This is a genomic window from Kocuria flava (assembly GCF_001482365.1).
In the GTDB taxonomy this organism is placed as follows: Bacteria; Actinomycetota; Actinomycetes; order Actinomycetales; family Micrococcaceae; genus Kocuria; species Kocuria flava.
This window is the reverse complement of record NZ_CP013254.1, coordinates 2,795,984-2,810,068: the sequence shown is the minus strand read 5'-3', so window position 1 is coordinate 2,810,068 and position 14,085 is coordinate 2,795,984. Positions and strand designations below refer to the sequence as shown.

Below are 14,085 nucleotides of genomic sequence, written 5' to 3'. Positions count from 1 at the left end.
GGGCGCGGCGGGGCGGGGCGGTCAGCCGATGCCGAGCACCCGGGCGGTGTGGCCCGTGACCTCGTCGGCCAGCTGCGGGTTCTCGTCGAGCTTGACCCCGTAGGAGGGCACGAGCTCCTTGAGGCGGGTCTCCCAGCCGGGCATGCGCGCCGGGAAGGCCTTGGCGAGCAGGTTGAGCATGATCGGCACGGCGGTCGAGGCGCCGGGGGAGGCCCCCAGCAGGCCGGCGATGGAGCCGTCGGCGGCGGTGATCAGCTCGGTGCCGAACTGGAGCACCCCGCCCTTCTTCGGGTCGCGCTTCATCACCTGCACGCGCTGGCCGGCCTCCACGAGCTCCCACTGGGAGCCGTCGGCGGTGGGGTAGAACTGCTGCAGCGCCTCGACGCGCTCGTTCTTGGACTTCGCGAGCTCGCTCAGCAGGTACTTGACGAGGTCGAGGTTGGCCAGGCCCGCCCGGGTCATGGGGTAGAGGTTGTGGGCCTTCACGGAGCGGGGCAGGTCCAGGAACGAGCCCTGCTTGAGGAAGTTCGGCTTGAATCCGCCGTAGGGGCCGAAGAGCAGGGCCCGGCGGCCGTGCTCGAAGCGGGTGTCCAGGTGCGGGACGGACATGGGCGGGGCGCCCACGGAGGCCTGCCCGTAGACCTTGGCGTTGTGCTGGGAGGCCACCGCCTCGTCGGTGTTGCGCAGCCACAGCCCGGAGACGGGGAAGCCGCCGAAGCCGCGGACCTCGGGGATGCCCGACTTCTGCAGCAGCGGCAGGGCGCCGCCGCCGGCGCCCACGAAGACGAACCGGGCCCGCACCAGGCGGTCGTCCTCCTTGTTGAGCCGGTTGCGCACCCGCGCGACCCAGGTGCCGTCGCCCTGCCGGTCGAGGTCCACGACTTGCTGCCCGTACCGGACCTGCCCGCCGCGGGAGACCAGGTGGGCGACCTGCTGGCGGGTGAGCTCGCCGAAGTCCACGTCCGTGCCCTCGGGGGACCACGAGGCGGCCACGCGGCCGGCGCCGCGGCCGTGCATGGTCAGCGGCGCCCACTCGGCGATGCGCTCGCGGTCCTCGGTGAACTCCATGCGCTCGAAGAGCTTGTGCGGCTTGAACGCCTCGTGGCGGCGGCGCAGGTACTCGGCGTGGTCGTCGCCGAAGACGAGCGACATGTGCGGGACGGGGTTGAGGAAGGTGCGCGGGTCCTGCAGCTTGCCCTCGGAGACGAGGGTCGCCCAGAACTGGCGGGAGACCTGGAACTGCTCGTTGATGCTCAGCGCCTTGGCCGGGTCCACCGAGCCGTCGGCGGCCTGCGGGGCGTAGTTGAGCTCGCACAGGGCGGAGTGACCGGTGCCGGCGTTGTTCCACACGTTCGAACTCTCGGCGCCGACCTGGTCGAGGCGCTCCAGCAGGGTGATGTCCCACTCCGGCTCGAGCTCCTTGAGGAACACGCCGAGGGTGGCGCTCATGATCCCGCCGCCGATGAGCAGGACGTCGGTCGATTCCGTGGTCTGAGGTGAAGTCACAGTTCGTTGCTCCCGTTGAACGACCGGCGCCGCGGTGCGCCGGTGGTGGTCGGCACTCACCCTAGCGCCCGGCCCGGACGATTCCCGAATGCGCGCCGCCCGCCGCCCGGGGGCGCTCAGCCGCCGTCCCCGGCCGGCTCCGCCGGGGAGGCGCTCCCGGTGCCGTCGGGGCCCGCCGGGTGCAGGCGCACGTCGTTGAACTCCTCGTAGCCCGTGGAGGTCAGCGGGAACGAGGCCACCGAGCCGGCCACGGCCACGGCGGAGACCGGGTGGGCCAGGGGGACGGCCGGCAGCAGCCGCGTCACGCGGTCGTTGAGCCGGGCGTAGGCGCGGGACCGGGCCTCGCCGTCGGGCATCGCCGCGGCGTCGTCCACGGCGGCGAACAGGGAGGGCCGGTCCAGGCCGAACTCGCCGTGGGCGGCGCCGAAGAGCGGGGCCATGAAGTAGTCGGGGTCGCGGTGCCCGCCGTTCCAGCCCAGCAGGTGCAGGGCGTGGTCGCCGTCGGGGTCCTGGACCTTCTCGACGTAGCCGTCCGACCACGCCACCGGGACGGGCTCGACGGTGAACCCGGCCCGCACCAGCTGCGCGGCGATGTCGGCGTAGACCTTCTCCGGCTCCTGCATGTAGGGCCGGGAGGTCTCACGCGGGTAGTAGAACCGCAGGGGCTCGCCGTCGTAGCCGGACTCGGCCAGCAGCTCCCGGGCCCGCTGCGGGTCGTAGGCGGGCAGGGCGGCCTCGGTGCCGTCCATGGCGAAGCGGGCCGGGAGGAAGTCGTCGGCCACCCGGGTGCCGTCGGGGTAGTGCTCGCGCACGATCATCGACCGGTCCACGGCGGCCGCGAGCGCGGTGCGCACCTGCGGGTCGTCGAGCGGCGGGACGGCCTGGTTGATGCCGAGGTAGGAGACCGAGTACGGGTCGCGCTGCAGCACCTGGATCCCGTGGCGGGCGAGGGGCACGAAGGACTCCAGCCCGACCTGGTCGTAGCCGTCGACCTCGCCCCGCCGCAGGGCCACGTAGCGCAGCTGCGCCTCGGGGACGGTGCGGAACTCGAGCGTGCCGATCTCGCCGAGCTCGCCCCAGTACCCGTCGTGCGCGCGCAGCACCAGGTGCCGCCCGTCCCCGGACTCGTAGCGGAAGGGTCCCGTGCCCACCGGGTGGGTGCCCTGGGTGCCGGCGGCCAGGGCGGCGGGGGAGGCGATGCCGAAGGCGGGCTGGGTCAGCGCCCGCAGCGTCGGGGTGTGCCGGCGCGCCAGGTCCAGGGTCACGGTGCCGGGGTCCTCCGCGGTGCAGCCCTCGTACACCGGGTCCGTGCCGGGGGTGTTGGTGCGGAAGACCGTGTCGAAGGTCGTGCGCCCGGCGTCGGCGCCCAGGCCGGCCCACCGCTCGAAATTGGCGCACACGGCACCGGCGTCGAGCACGGTGCCGTCGTGGAAGCGCACGTCCCGGCGCAGCTCGAAGACGTAGCTGCGCCCGTCCTCGGAGACCTCCCACGAGGTCGCCAGCGCGGGCACCGGTTCGCCGGTGGACGGGTCGGCCCCCACGAGCCCCTCGAGGACCTGGGCGGCGATCCGCGAGGTCTCCAGGGTGCTCGGCAGGGCGGGGTCCAGCGTGGGGGCGGCGGCGGCGTTGGCGAAGACGAAGCGGCGCTCGGGGACGGCGGCCGCGTCGTCGGGCTCCTCCGCCCCGGCGCAGCCCGCGAGCGTGCCCAGCACCGCGACGAGGAGCAGGGCGGCCGGGCCGCGGGGGGAACGCCAGGGGATCATCGGGTGCTTCGCCGCCTCGCGGGAACTCGGTGGTGGGACGGTGCCGGGCGCCGCGGGCCCGGCGGGCCCGCGGCGGTGGTGCGCGAGGCGGGACTCGAACCCGCACGCCGGTCAGGGCACAGGAACCTAAATCCTGCGTGTCTGCCAGTTCCACCACTCGCGCCGGGGCCCCGGCGGGCCCCCGTCATCCTAGCGCCCGTCCCCGGCTCAGGGCTGGAGGCCGAGGTCCCGCCGCAGCTTCGCGACGTGGCCGGTGGCGCGCACGTTGTACTGGGCGAGCTCGACGGTGCCGTCGGGACCGACCACGACCGTGGAGCGGATGAGTCCCTCGTAGGTCTTCCCGTAGTTCTTCTTCTCCCCCCACGCCCCCCAGGCCTCGGCCACGGCGTGGTCGGGGTCGGAGAGCAGCGGGAAGTCCAGGGACTGCTCCTCGGCGAAGCGGGCCAGGGCCTCGGGGGCGTCCGGCGACACGCCGAGCACCGCGAAGCCCTCGGCGGTGAAGCGGGCGAGGCTGTCGCGGAAGTCGCAGGCCTGGGTGGTGCACCCCGGGGTGGAGGCGCGCGGGTAGAAGTAGACGATGGTGCGCCGGCCGTGGTGCTCGGCCAGCGAGACGGGCCTGCCCGTGGCGTCGGGCAGGGTGAAGTCGGGGGCCGGCCGGCCGGGTTCGAGGCGTGCTGCCAAGGGGGTCCTCCGCGGGGTCTCGGGCGGCGTGCGGCGCCGCGCAACGGGTCGTGCTCCGCACCCTACCGGCCCCGCGGCTGCCCCGGCGCGCCCACCGCGGGCGCCCCGGGGCGGCCCCGGCGCCCCTCCTCCGGTGCGCCGCGGCGGGGGAGCGGGGGAGGTCCGCCCGCGCCCCGGGACGCGGACCGGACGGCCCGCCCGGGAGCCCGGGCGGCGGGGCCGGGGCGTTCACGGGCGGTGAAACAATCCTAAGTTTGCTTAGCAGGGTGCTGATTTGCGACTGATGAATCGGTAGACTGCTGGCCATGCCTTTCACCACTCAATGGCCGACCAACCGACTGCTCTCCACTGCGGCCCGGCTCGTGGAGCACGCGTGGAACGAGCGGCTGGCCTCCCTCGGCGTCACGCACGCCGGGGTCATGGCCCTCGACGTCCTGCGGACGGCGGGGAGCATGACCCAGGCCCAGCTGGCCCACCGCGTGCGCGTCCAGGCCCAGACCATGGGCAAGACGCTCCACCGCCTCGAGCTGCACGGGCACGTGACGCGCTCGAAGAACGTGCGCGACCGGCGCAGCCACCTCGTGTCCATCACCCCCGAGGGCCAGCGGGTCCTGGAGGCCGCCACCCAGCTCGAGGAAGAGCTCGTGGGCGACGGCCTGCTGACGGACGAGGACCTGCGGCGCACGCTCGCCGACATCATCACGACGCTGGGCGGGGCCCGGTGGAAGCTGCGCGTGCAGCCGGACGGGACCGTCACCGACGCCGGCTCGCCCGACGCGACGACCCCCGAGGAGGTCCGCGGAGCCGCGGCCGACCCGGCCTCCTGAGCGCGGCCCGCCGCCCGGTGGCCGCCCCGCGGGCGGGGCCGGGCCGGCGACGTGGTGGGGGACTTCCGCGGTCCCGAAGGGCAGCCCGGGGCGCCACAGGCGTCCCGGGTTCTTCTGTGCCCCGGGCCGGGCAGGGACGGCGCGGCGGCGGCCGGGACGACGAGCCTCCCGTCCTGGTCCGGGCGACCCCCGGGGCGGAGCGGGGTCCTGGTCGCAGGAGGTCCGGCTCGGAGCGGGGCGCGGGGCCCGACCGGGTGCGGGCACGACGACGACGGGTCCCTCACCGATCTCGGTGAGGGGCCCGTCCAGTGGGTGCGCCCCCTGGGACTCGAACCCAGAACCCATTGATTAAGAGTCAATTGCTCTGCCAATTGAGCTAGAGGCGCTCTCTCGTGCGGCAAGAAGACTAGCACGCCCCGGTCCCGGACCGAAATCCGTGCGGGTGCCGTGCCGGGCGGCCGTGACCGCCGCTGCCTGCGCAACGAGAGAACACTCTACGCACGCCCGCCGCGGCTGTCCACCCGGGCACGTCGCGGCCGGGACCGGCCCCGCGGCGGCCGCACGCCGGGTGGCCCGTCTCACATCCTGGGACGGGGCGTCCGGCAATTGACACGCCCGGCCGCGCCGCGGAGCATGGGACCATGCAGCTCAGCCACGGTGTCGTCCAGCTCACGGTACGCGTCCTCGTCGGACGCGGGGCCTGAGCCGGCGCACGGCCGAGCGCACGGGCCCCGTCGCACCCCCGGTGCAGCGAGGGCCCTTTTTCCTGCCCGACCGCTCCGGGACCCAGGTGCCGGAGCCGGGACGGAACCGCCGAGAACACGAAGGACTGCTGACATGAGCAAGGGACAGCCGATCAGCCCGGCGCTGATGGCCACCAAGCGCGCGGAGACCGCCGCGGACCACCGGCCCCCCGGGGCCCCGGAGCCGGCCGTCCCCGCCGCCCCGTCCGTGATGGGGCCGGGCAACACCGTCGCGCCCGTGGAGATGACCGGCTCGCAGGCCGTCGTCCGCGCCCTCGAGGAGCTGGGCGTCACCGACGTCTTCGGCATCCCGGGCGGGGCGATCCTGCCGACCTACGACCCCCTGATGGACACGGAGCGGATCAACCACATCCTGGTCCGGCACGAGCAGGGCGCCGGCCACGCCGCCGAGGGCTACGCCCTGGCCTCCGGCCGGGTGGGCGTGTGCATCGCGACCTCCGGCCCGGGCGCGACGAACCTCGTGACCGCCATCGCCGACGCCCACATGGACTCGATCCCCGTGGTGGCCATCACCGGGCAGGTCTCCTCCAAGGTCATCGGTTCGGACGCCTTCCAGGAGGCGGACATCGTGGGCATGACGATGCCGATCACCAAGCACTCCTACCTGGTGACCCGCGCCCAGGACATCCCGCGCGTGCTCGCCGAGGCGTTCCACCTGGCCTCCACCGGCCGGCCCGGCCCCGTGCTCGTGGACATCGCCAAGGACGCCCAGCAGGACACCATGACGTTCTCGTGGCCGCCGCGCATGGAGCTGCCCGGCTACCGGCCCGTCACCCGCGGGCACGCCAAGCAGGTCCGCGAGGCCGCCCGGCTCATCGCCGCGGCGCAGCGGCCCGTGCTCTACGTGGGCGGCGGGACCGTGCGCGCCGAGGCCGCCGCCGAGCTCAGGGAGCTCGCCGAGCTCACGGGGGCACCGGTCGTGACCACGCTGACCGCCCTCGGCGTCTTCCCCGAGTCCCACGAGCAGCACCTGGGCATGCCCGGGATGCACGGCACGGTCCCGGCGGTCTACGCCCTGCAGCAGGCCGACCTGCTCGTGACCCTCGGCGCCCGCTTCGACGACCGCGTCACCGGGCACCTGCCGACCTTCGCGCCGACCGCCAAGGTGATCCACGCGGACATCGACCCGGCCGAGATCTCCAAGAACCGCACCGCCGACGTCCCGATCGTGGGCGACGTCAAGGAGATCATCCCCGACCTGGTCGAGGCCGTGCGCCAGGAGACCGAGCGTGCCGGGACCCCGGACCTCTCCGCCTGGTGGAGCACCCTCAGCAGCCTGCAGGCCACCTACCCCCTGGGCCACACCCGGCCCGCCGACGGCCTCGGCTCCCCGCAGCACGTCATCGAGCGGCTCTCCGCGCTCACCGGCCCCGAGGCCGTGTACGTGGCCGGGGTGGGCCAGCACCAGATGTGGAGCGCCCACTTCGTGGACTACGAGCGGCCCCGCCAGTGGCTGAACTCCGCCGGCCTGGGCACGATGGGCTTCGCCGTGCCGGCCGCGATGGGCGCCAAGGTCTCCCAGCCCGACCGCGTGGTGTGGGCCATCGACGGCGACGGCTGCTTCCAGATGACCAACCAGGAGCTCGCCACCTGCGTGATCAACCGGATCCCCATCAAGGTGGCGGTGATCAACAACTCCTCGCTGGGCATGGTCCGCCAGTGGCAGACCCTGTTCTACGACGGCCGGTACTCGAACACCGACCTCAACACGGGCCACGACACCGTGCGCGTGCCCGACTTCGTCAAGCTCGCCGAGGCCTACGGCTGCGCCGCCCTGCGCTGCGAGCGCGACGAGGACGTCGACGACGTCATCCGCCGTGCCCTCGAGATCGACGACCGCCCCGTGGTGATCGACTTCGTGGTCTCCGCCGACGCGATGGTGTGGCCCATGGTGCCCGCCGGCGTGTCCAACAGCCAGATCCAGATCGCCCGCAACATGACTCCCGACTGGGACGAGGAGGACTGACCCGTGAGCCGACACACCCTCTCCGTGCTGGTCGAGGACAAGCCCGGCGTGCTGACCCGCGTCGCGGGCCTGTTCGCCCGGCGCGCCTTCAACATCGACTCGCTCGCCGTGGGCCCCACGGAGCTCGACGGCGTCTCCCGCATCACCGTGGTGGTGGACGCCGAGGGCGAGCTGCTCGAGCAGGTGACCAAGCAGCTGAACAAGCTGATCAACGTCATCAAGATCGTCGAGCTCACCCCTGAGTCCTCGGTGCAGCGCGACCACATCATGGTCAAGGTGCGCGCCGACGCCGCGACCCGGCTGCAGGTCAACCAGGCCGCAGACCTGTTCCGTGCCACCGTTGTCGACGTCTCCACCGAGTCGCTCGTCATCGAGGCCACCGGCGCCCCCGACAAGCTCCGCGCGCTGCTGGACGTCCTGGAGCCCTTCGGGGTCCGGGAGATCGTCCGGGCCGGTACGCTGGCCCTCGGACGCGGACCGAAGTCGATGAGCGACCGCGCCCTGCGCCACTGACCGCCCCGCGGTCGGCGCGGGCGCCGGACCGCACGTTCCCACCCCACCCGCGGCGGAGGACCCGCCGCGCCCACCTGCTCCAAGGAGACAACCCCATGGCAGAGATCTTCTACGACGACGACGCCGACCTGTCGATCATCCAGGACCGCTCCGTGGCCGTCATCGGCTACGGCTCGCAGGGCCACGCCCACGCGCTGAACCTGCGCGACTCCGGCGTGGACGTGCGCATCGGCCTGGCCGAGGGCTCGACGTCGCGTGCCAAGGCCGAGGCCGAGGGCCTGCGCGTGCTCACGGTCGCGGAGGCCGTCGAGGAGTCCGACGTCGTCATGATCCTCACCCCCGACCAGGTCCAGCGCCACGTCTACGCCGAGTCGATCGCCCCGAACCTCAAGGACGGCGACGCGATCTTCTTCGCCCACGGCTTCAACATCCGCTACGGCTACATCGAGGCCCCCGAGGGCGTCGACGTCGTCATGGTCGCCCCCAAGGGCCCGGGCCACACCGTGCGCCGCGAGTTCGAGGCCGGCCGGGCCGTGCCCGCGCTCGTTGCCGTGGAGAAGGACGCCTCCGGCCAGGCCCTCGCCCTCGGCCTGTCCTACGCCAAGGCCATCGGCGGCACCCGCGCCGGCGTCATCAGGACCACCTTCACCGAGGAGACCGAGTCCGACCTCTTCGGCGAGCAGGCCGTGCTGTGCGGCGGCATGTCCCACCTGGTCCAGTACGGCTTCGAGACCCTCGTCGAGGCGGGCTACCAGCCGGAGATCGCCTACTTCGAGGTGCTGCACGAGCTCAAGCTCATCGTCGATCTCATGGTCGAGGGCGGGATCGCCAAGCAGCGCTGGTCCATCTCCGACACCGCCGAGTACGGCGACTACGTCTCCGGCCCCCGCGTGATCAGCCCGGCCGTGAAGGAGAACATGAAGGCCGTGCTGGCCGACATCCAGGACGGCACCTTCGCCAAGCGCTTCATCGAGGACCAGGACGCCGGGGCGCCCGAGTTCCGGAAGCTGCGCGAGAAGGAGGAGCAGCACCCGATCGAGGTCACCGGCCGCGAGCTGCGCAAGCTCTTCGCCTGGACCTCGCCCGACGCCGACTACGTCGAGGGCACCGCGGCCCGCTGAGCCGCCCGTCCCGCCCCGAGGGGCCGCGGACGGCACGGGACGCCCCGTGCCCGCCGCGGCCCCTCGCCGCGTCCGGGGCCGGACCGGCCCCGGCGCCCGCGCGTCCCGGCGGGTCGGTAGAGTGGAGGCCGTGACTTCCTCCGACCGCACCCCGTACTACATCACCACGGCCATCTCGTACCCCAACGGCGCCCCGCACATCGGCCACGCCTACGAGGTCATCGCGACGGACGTGCTGGCCCGGTTCAAGCGGCTGGACGGCTACGACGTCCGCTTCCTCACCGGCACGGACGAGCACGGGCAGAAGATGCAGCAGACCGCGGAGCGGGAGGGCCTCACCGCCCGGGAGCTCGCCGACCGCAACGCCGCCCGCTTCCGGGCGATGGACGACGCCCTGAACATCTCCTACGACCGGTTCATCCGCACCACCGACCCCGACCACTACGCCGCGTCCGCGGCGATCTGGAAGCGCATGGAGCAGGCCGGGGACATCTACCTCGGCACCTACGCCGGCTGGTACTCGGTGCGCGACGAGGCCTACTACGCCGAGGAGGAGACGGAGGTCGGCGAGGACGGTGTCCGCCGCTCGACCGGCACGGGCACCGAGGTCACCTGGACGGAGGAGCAGTCCTACTTCTTCCGCCTCTCCGCCTACCAGGACCGGCTGCTGGAGCTCTACGAGCGCGAGGGCTTCGTCTTCCCCGAGACCCGGCGCAACGAGGTCGCCTCGTTCGTGCGCTCGGGGCTGTCCGACCTCTCCGTCTCGCGCACGACCTTCGACTGGGGCGTGCCCGTGCCCGGCGACCCGGACCACGTGATGTACGTGTGGGTCGACGCCCTGACGAACTACCTCACCGGTGTGGGCTTCCCCGACACCGACGGCGAGCTGTTCCGCACCTACTGGCCCGCCGACGCCCACGTGATCGGCAAGGACATCGCCCGCTTCCACGCCGTGTACTGGCCGGCGTTCCTCATGTCCGCCGGGCTGCCGCTGCCCCGGAGGGTCTTCGCCCACGGGTTCCTGTTCAACCAGGGCGAGAAGATGTCGAAGTCCGTCGGCAACGTCATCGACCCGCACGCCCTCGTGGCCGAGTACGGTCTCGACCAGCTGCGCTTCTTCCTGCTGCGCGAGGTGCCCTTCGGCCAGGACGGCAGCTACTCCCACGACGCGATCCGCAACCGGATCAACTCCGACCTCGCCAACGACCTCGGCAACCTCGCCCAGCGCTCGCTGTCGATGGTCGCCAAGAACTGCGCCGGGCGGGTCCCCGGGCCGGGGGCGCCCACGGCCGAGGACCGGGAGCTGCTCGACGCGGCCGCCGGGCTGCTCGAGCCGGTGCGCGCCGCCTTCGACGAGCAGCAGTTCCACCGCGCGCTCGAGCTGATCTGGCGCACCGTCGCCGACGCCAACCGCTACTTCACCGCCATGGAGCCGTGGAAGCTGCGCAAGACCGACCCGGAGCGGATGGCCACGGTCCTGTGGACCACCCTCGAGGTGGTCCGCACCGTGGGCGTGCTGGTCCAGCCGGTCATGCCGGACTCCGCCGCGCGCCTGCTGGACCTGCTCGGCCTGCCCCAGGGCCCGGCCCGCGACTTCGCCGCCCTCGGCGAGCGACTGGCGCCGGGCACCGAGCTGCCGGCCCCGCAGGGCGTCTTCCCGCGCTACGAGGAGCCCGCCGCGCTGCGCTCCTGACCCGCCACCGGCGCCCGCCGGTGTCCGCCATGCGAGACGACCGTCCGCACCGTGGAGGAAGGGGGCCGGGCGCTCCTATCCTGGCGGCATGACCGAACAGCGCGCCGCAGCAGCCCCCGACCACCTGAGCATCGCCGTCGTCCCCGGCGACGGCATCGGCCCGGAGGTCGTGGCCGAGGCCGAGAAGGTCCTCGGCGCCGTGACCTCCGCCGCGGGCGTCACCGTGGCCAAGGAGCGCTTCGGCCTCGGCGCCGAGCACTGGCTCGCGACGGGGGAGACCCTCACGGACGAGACCCTCGATCGGCTGCGCTCCTTCGACGCCATCCTCTTCGGCGCCGTCGGCGCCGCGCCGGGCGACCCCCGCGTGCCCTCCGGGATCCTGGAGCGCGACGTCCTGCTGCGGCTGCGCTTCGCGCTCGACCACTACGTCAACCTGCGCCCCTCGAAGCTCTACCCCGGCACCACGAGCCCGCTGGCCCGGCCCGGGGAGATCGACTTCGTCGTGGTGCGCGAGGGCACCGAGGGCCCCTACGCGGGCAACGGCGGCACGCTGCGCGCCGGCACGGACGCGGAGATCGCCACCGAGGTCTCCCTCAACACCGCCCACGGCGTGCGCCGGCTCGTGCGCTACGCCTTCGAGCTCGCCGCGCGCCGCGAGCGCAAGAAGCTCACGCTCGTGCACAAGCACAACGTGCTGGTCAACGCCGGACGGCTCTACGCCCGGCTCGTCGAGGAGGTCGGCGCGCAGTTCCCGCAGGTCGAGGTGGACTACCTGCACGTGGACGCGGCGACGATCTTCCTGACCACCGATCCGGCCCGCTTCGACGTGATCGTCACCGACAACCTCTTCGGCGACATCCTCACCGACCTGGCCGGGGCGGTCACCGGCGGGATCGGCCTGGCCCCGGCCGGCAACATCAACGCCGACCGCACCGCCCCGTCGATGTTCGAGCCCGTCCACGGCTCCGCGCCGGACATCGCCGGGCAGCAGAGGGCGAACCCGGTGGCCGCGATCCTGGCCACCGCGATGATGCTCGACCACCTCGGCCACCCCGCGCTGGCCGCCAGGGTGGAGGCCGCCGTCGAGCGGGACCTCGCCGCCCACGGGAACGAGCAGCGCACCACGGCCCAGGTGGGCGACGCGGTCGTCGCCGCCCTGGGCTGAGCCCCGCGCCCCGCCGCACCGCCGCCGGCGCGGCGGGGGATAGGCTGGGGGCGAACGACAAGCTACGCCCCGCGTGCCGGTCGCCACGGGGTCGACCTCGCAGGGAGACGCAGTGACCACTCAGCCCACGACCTTCGCCCACCACCTCACCCAGGACCCCGTCCCGGAGGAGGTCCGGGCGGCGATCCTCGCCGACCCGGGCTTCGGCACGAACTTCACCGACCACATGGTCAAGATCGACTGGTTCGGCGACGTCGTGGCGGGCACCGGCCGCTGGAACGACCCGCGGATCGAGCCCTACGGGCCCCTCGTGCTGGACCCCGCGGCCGCCGTGCTCCACTACGGCCAGGAGATCTTCGAGGGGCTGAAGGCCTACCGGCACGCGGACGGGTCCGTGTGGACCTTCCGCCCCGAGGCCAACGCCGCCCGGCTCAACCGCTCCGCCCGCCGCCTCGCCCTGCCCGAGCTGCCCGAGCAGCTCTTCCTCGACTCCCTCCGGGAGCTCGTGGCCGTGGACGAGCAGTGGGTGCCGGACGGCGAGGGCGAGTCGCTCTACCTGCGCCCGTTCATGATCGCCACCGAGGCGTTCCTGGGCGTGCGCCCCTCCCGGCAGGTGCTCTACTCGGTCATCGCCTCCCCGGCCGGCAACTACTTCGGCGGGCCCGTGCAGCCGGTCGACATCTGGCTCGCCCGCGACTGGGCCCGCGCCGGCCGCGGCGGCACCGGCGCCGCCAAGTGCGGCGGCAACTACGCGGCCTCGCTGATCGCGCAGATCGAGGGGGAGGCCCACGGGTGCCAGCAGGTGCTCTTCCTCGACCGCGACCGCGGGGACGCCGTCGAGGAGCTCGGCGGGATGAACGTGTTCTTCGTCCACGACGACGGCACCCTCGTGACCCCCGAGCTCACCGGCACGATCCTCGAGGGCGTCACCCGCAGCTCGATCCTCCAGCTCGCCCGCGACCGCGGGCTCACGGTCGAGGAGCGGCGCTTCACCCTCGACGAGTGGCGCGAGGGCTGGCGCAGCGGGCGGATCACCGAGGCCTTCGCCTGCGGCACCGCCGCCGTCATCACCCCCATCGGCCGGCTGGTCAGCACGGAGGGCGCCATCGGCGACGACGACGCCCGGCCCGGGCCCGTCACCATGGACATCCGCCGGCAGCTGCTGGAGATCCAGACCGGCCGCGCCGAGGACCCCCACGGCTGGCTCACCCGCCTCGTCTGAGCCCCGCCCCCGGTGCGGGCCCGCGCCCGCACCGGGGCCGGGACACGGCGCGGCCGTGGGATAGCCTGGGGGACATGCGCATTGCCAGGTTCACGGTCGACAACGAGATCCACTTCGGCACCGTCCAGGGGGAGCCCGGCGACGAGACGGTCACGGCCCTCGCGGGGGACCCCTTCTACACGGGGATCCACCCGACCGGCCGGACCCACCGCCTGGCCGACGTCCGGCTCCTGGCCCCGGTGATCCCCCGCTCCAAGATCGTGTGCGTGGGCCGCAACTACGCCGACCACGCCGCGGAGCTGGGCAACGAGGTGCCGGCCTCGCCGATGCTCTTCCTCAAGCCCAACACCTCGGTGGCCGGCCCCGGTGACCCCGTCACCCTCCCACCGTGGACCGAGGAGGTCTCCTACGAGGCCGAGCTCGCCGTGGTCATCGGGCGGATGTGCAAGGACGTCCCCGTGGAGCGCGTGCCCGAGGTCGTCTTCGGCTACACCTGCGCCAACGACCTCACCGCACGGGACGTCCAGCGCACCGACGGACAGTGGGCCCGCGCCAAGGGCTTCGACGGCGCCTGCCCGCTCGGGCCGTGGATCGAGACCGACCTCGACACTTCCGCCGTGGCCGTGCGCAGCCGCGTCAACGGCACGACGAAGCAGGACGGCAGCACCCGCGACATGGTCTTCGACGTCCCGGCCCTCGTCTCCTACGCCTCCCAGGCGTTCACGCTGCTGCCCGGGGACGTGCTCCTCACCGGCACCCCCGCCGGCGTCGGCCTCGTCGACGAGGGCGACCGCCTCGAGGTCGAGGTCGAGGGCATCGGCGTCCTGCCCACCCTCCTGCGCCGCTGAGGACCCCGGTCCCGCC

11 protein-coding genes and 2 tRNA genes are annotated in these 14,085 nt (G+C 73.4%); 8 read left to right on the top strand and 5 right to left on the bottom strand.

The features are described 5' to 3' along the window. Positions 1 to 21: 21 nt before the first annotated feature. The 4 genes from AS188_RS12560 to bcp form a co-directional block, all read right to left on the bottom strand. The gene (locus tag AS188_RS12560; protein WP_083529441.1) at positions 22 to 1,506 is read right to left on the bottom strand and encodes a malate:quinone oxidoreductase; all 1,485 of its coding nucleotides are present in this window, start codon (positions 1,504 to 1,506) and stop codon (positions 22 to 24) included. A 116-nt stretch (positions 1,507 to 1,622) separates the two neighbouring features. Continuing rightward, the gene (locus AS188_RS12555; protein WP_083529440.1) at positions 1,623 to 3,269 is read right to left on the bottom strand and encodes an ABC transporter substrate-binding protein; all 1,647 of its coding nucleotides are present in this window, start codon (positions 3,267 to 3,269) and stop codon (positions 1,623 to 1,625) included. A 76-nt stretch (positions 3,270 to 3,345) separates the two neighbouring features. Beyond that, positions 3,346 to 3,432, bottom strand: a tRNA-Leu gene (locus tag AS188_RS12550). A 44-nt stretch (positions 3,433 to 3,476) separates the two neighbouring features. After that, a complete protein-coding gene (bcp, locus tag AS188_RS12545; protein ID WP_058859137.1) occupies positions 3,477 to 3,950 on the bottom strand; it encodes a thioredoxin-dependent thiol peroxidase in 474 nt (157 codons plus the stop codon). Positions 3,951 to 4,255: 305 nt separating this feature from the next. Here bcp and AS188_RS12540 point away from each other — a divergent pair, with 305 nt between their 5' ends. Further along, entirely contained in the window at positions 4,256 to 4,777 is a 522-nt protein-coding gene (locus tag AS188_RS12540) for a MarR family winged helix-turn-helix transcriptional regulator (RefSeq protein WP_058859136.1), read from the top strand. A gap of 313 nt (positions 4,778 to 5,090) precedes the next feature. Here the strand turns inward: AS188_RS12540 and AS188_RS12535 are convergent. After that, positions 5,091 to 5,163 (bottom strand) — tRNA-Lys (locus tag AS188_RS12535). 451 nt (positions 5,164 to 5,614) lie between these two features. Between AS188_RS12535 and AS188_RS12530 the strand changes: the two genes are divergently transcribed. From AS188_RS12530 to AS188_RS12500, 7 genes are all read left to right on the top strand, one after another. Further along, positions 5,615 to 7,507 (top strand): acetolactate synthase large subunit, encoded by a 1,893-nt coding sequence (locus AS188_RS12530; RefSeq protein ID WP_058859135.1) that lies wholly within the window; start codon positions 5,615 to 5,617, stop codon positions 7,505 to 7,507. 3 nt (positions 7,508 to 7,510) lie between these two features. Next, the gene (gene ilvN, locus AS188_RS12525) at positions 7,511 to 8,020 is read left to right on the top strand and encodes an acetolactate synthase small subunit (protein ID WP_058859134.1); all 510 of its coding nucleotides are present in this window, start codon (positions 7,511 to 7,513) and stop codon (positions 8,018 to 8,020) included. Between the two features lie 95 nt (positions 8,021 to 8,115). After that, complete coding sequence (ilvC, locus tag AS188_RS12520; RefSeq protein WP_058859133.1) at positions 8,116 to 9,141, top strand: ketol-acid reductoisomerase; 1,026 nt, start codon at positions 8,116 to 8,118, stop codon at positions 9,139 to 9,141. A 130-nt stretch (positions 9,142 to 9,271) separates the two neighbouring features. Next, on the top strand, positions 9,272 to 10,834 hold the full coding sequence (gene metG / locus AS188_RS12515; RefSeq protein ID WP_058859132.1) for a methionine--tRNA ligase: 1,563 nt from the start codon (positions 9,272 to 9,274) through the stop codon (positions 10,832 to 10,834). Positions 10,835 to 10,922: 88 nt separating this feature from the next. Continuing rightward, on the top strand, positions 10,923 to 11,999 hold the full coding sequence (locus tag AS188_RS12510) for a 3-isopropylmalate dehydrogenase (RefSeq protein WP_058859131.1): 1,077 nt from the start codon (positions 10,923 to 10,925) through the stop codon (positions 11,997 to 11,999). A gap of 112 nt (positions 12,000 to 12,111) precedes the next feature. Next, entirely contained in the window at positions 12,112 to 13,221 is a 1,110-nt protein-coding gene (locus tag AS188_RS12505; RefSeq protein ID WP_058859130.1) for a branched-chain amino acid aminotransferase, read from the top strand. Positions 13,222 to 13,295: 74 nt separating this feature from the next. Beyond that, positions 13,296 to 14,069, top strand: a complete 774-nt coding sequence (locus AS188_RS12500) for a fumarylacetoacetate hydrolase family protein (protein ID WP_058859129.1) — start codon at positions 13,296 to 13,298, stop codon at positions 14,067 to 14,069. Positions 14,070 to 14,085 lie beyond the last annotated feature (16 nt).

Bases quoted from the DNA above. Each gene is read 5' to 3' on its own strand.
- AS188_RS12555 (WP_083529440.1), bottom strand. From the start codon at position 3,269: ATGATCCCCTGGCGTTCCCCCCGCGGCCCGGCCGCCCTGCTCCTCGTC.
- AS188_RS12540 (WP_058859136.1), top strand. From the start codon at position 4,256: ATGCCTTTCACCACTCAATGGCCGACCAACCGACTGCTCTCCACTGCG.
- AS188_RS12530 (WP_058859135.1), top strand. From the start codon at position 5,615: ATGAGCAAGGGACAGCCGATCAGCCCGGCGCTGATGGCCACCAAGCGC.
- ilvC (WP_058859133.1), top strand. From the start codon at position 8,116: ATGGCAGAGATCTTCTACGACGACGACGCCGACCTGTCGATCATCCAG.
- AS188_RS12510 (WP_058859131.1), top strand. From the start codon at position 10,923: ATGACCGAACAGCGCGCCGCAGCAGCCCCCGACCACCTGAGCATCGCC.
- AS188_RS12500 (WP_058859129.1), top strand. From the start codon at position 13,296: ATGCGCATTGCCAGGTTCACGGTCGACAACGAGATCCACTTCGGCACC.